We start from the raw sequence: 1,931 nt of genomic DNA, 5'->3' as shown, positions 1-1,931 counted from the left end.
CTGCATCTGCATCTGCATCTGCATCTGCATCTGCATCTGCATCTGCATCTGCATCTGCATCTGCATCTGCATCTGCATCTGCGTCTGCGTCCCCTTCGCCTGGCACATCGACTAGGGCCACCTCGGCGTTGATATTCGCGGACTTCACTTCGTTAGTTACAGTATCCACGACGTCCACTGTGAAGCTGTCCACACCTGCGCTGCCCACCTCTGCATCCGGCGTGTATGTGTAAGAACCGTCGGTATTTATGACCAAAGTGCCATATTCACCAACGACTTCTATCTCACCATTCACAGGCGTGAACTCAGTACCATTGAAGGTGATGGACTGAACTTCCAGGTTACCGGTATCACCGCTGGCGGCCTCATCAATAAAGTTGCCTTCCGCACCCTCACCAACAGTGATGTCCTCAATTTCCAGCAAGTCGGTAGCGGTAACGTCAAGGTCACGAGTAATGGCCACACCAACATTGATCAAGCTTGGGTCGGGAACCAGAGTGGCGCGATAGTCGCCCGCATCCAGATTTTCCAGAGTCACCTGCCCAGAAGTACCCCCCAAACCAAGAAGACTAAGTGAAAGCAGTCCTTCGTCGAGATTATTCTCACCATCCTCAACACGTGCCCACTCCCCGTTCTCAAAGCTTTCAACGATCAGAACATAGTCGTCCAGTACACCGACCTCCAGAGCTCCAGAGATATCGAGGTTGAACGTGGTCTCGTTGGTATTTTCATCCAGACTAAACTCGACCAGCGGGTGGTCACCAGAGCCAATATCCAGGTTGGCGAGTCCACCTAGAAGATCGATACCAAGCAAGTCGGACTGGCTATCGCTACCAGTATCCGGCGTTTCTTCCGGCTCATAGCTGATTTCACGCTCTAGATTCGCAGCAATATCGATATTGACTAGTTCGAAATCAGCATCGGCATCAGCATCGGCATCGGCATCGGCATCAGCGTCTGCGTCGGCATCCGCATCGGTGTCGGCATCGGCATCGGCATCGGCATCCGCATCTGCGTCGGCGTCTGCATCGGCGTCGGCGTCTGCGTCTGCATCTGCATCTGCGTCTGCATCTGCATCGGCGTCGGCATCTGCGTCGGCATCTGCATCTGCATCTGCATCGGCGTCAGCATCAGCGTCGGCATCCGCATCGGCGTCTGCGTCTGCATCGGCGTCAGTATCTGCATCGGCGTCAGTATCTGCGTCGGCGTCAGCATCCGCGTCGGCGTCGGCGTCGGCGTCGGCGTCGGCGTCGGCGTCGGCGTCTGCATCGGCGTCAGTATCTGCGTCGGCGTCAGCATCCGCGTCGGCGTCAGCATCGGCATCCGCATCGGCATCGGCATCGGCATCCGCATCCGCATCTGCGTCGGCGTCGGCGTCGGCGTCTGCATCGGCATCCGCATCTGCGTCGGCGTCTGCATCGGCGTCTGCATCGGCGTCGGCATCGGCATCGGCGTCGGCGTCGGCATCCGCATCGGCGTCTGCATCGGCGTCAGTATCTGCGTCGGCGTCAGCATCCGCGTCGGCGTCAGCATCCGCGTCGGCGTCGGCGTCCGCATCGGCATCCGCATCGGCATCAGCATCAGCATCTGCATCTGCGTCGGCGTCGGCGTCGGCGTCAGTATCTGCGTCGGCGTCAGCATCCGCGTCGGCGTCAGCATCGGCATCCGCATCGGCATCGGCATCCGCATCCGCATCTGCGTCGGCGTCTGCATCGGCATCCGCATCTGCGTCGGCGTCGGCGTCGGCGTCTGCATCGGCGTCTGCATCGGCATCCGCATCGGCGTCCGCATCGGCATCGGCATCGGCGTCGGCGTCTGCATCTGCATCTGCATCTGCATCTGCATCTGCATCTGCATCTGCATCTGCATCGGCGTCAGCATCCGCATCGGCGTCTGCATCCGCATCTGCATCGTCACCAAAGTCACCGACT

General features: G+C 59.5%; 1 protein-coding gene. It reads right to left on the bottom strand.

Annotation, left to right across the window (positions count from 1 at the left end; translation table 11 throughout):
* Positions 1-1,931: hypothetical protein (locus HVE01_RS19940; RefSeq protein WP_213014766.1), on the bottom strand; the 1,931-nt coding region annotated here is incomplete at both ends.

Origin of the sequence: Vreelandella venusta, assembly GCF_007989605.1 — a bacterium.
GTDB classification, from domain to species: Bacteria; Pseudomonadota; Gammaproteobacteria; order Pseudomonadales; family Halomonadaceae; genus Vreelandella; species Vreelandella venusta.
Note: the sequence above shows the minus strand (reverse complement) of the source record. Positions and strands in the feature narration are given on the sequence as shown.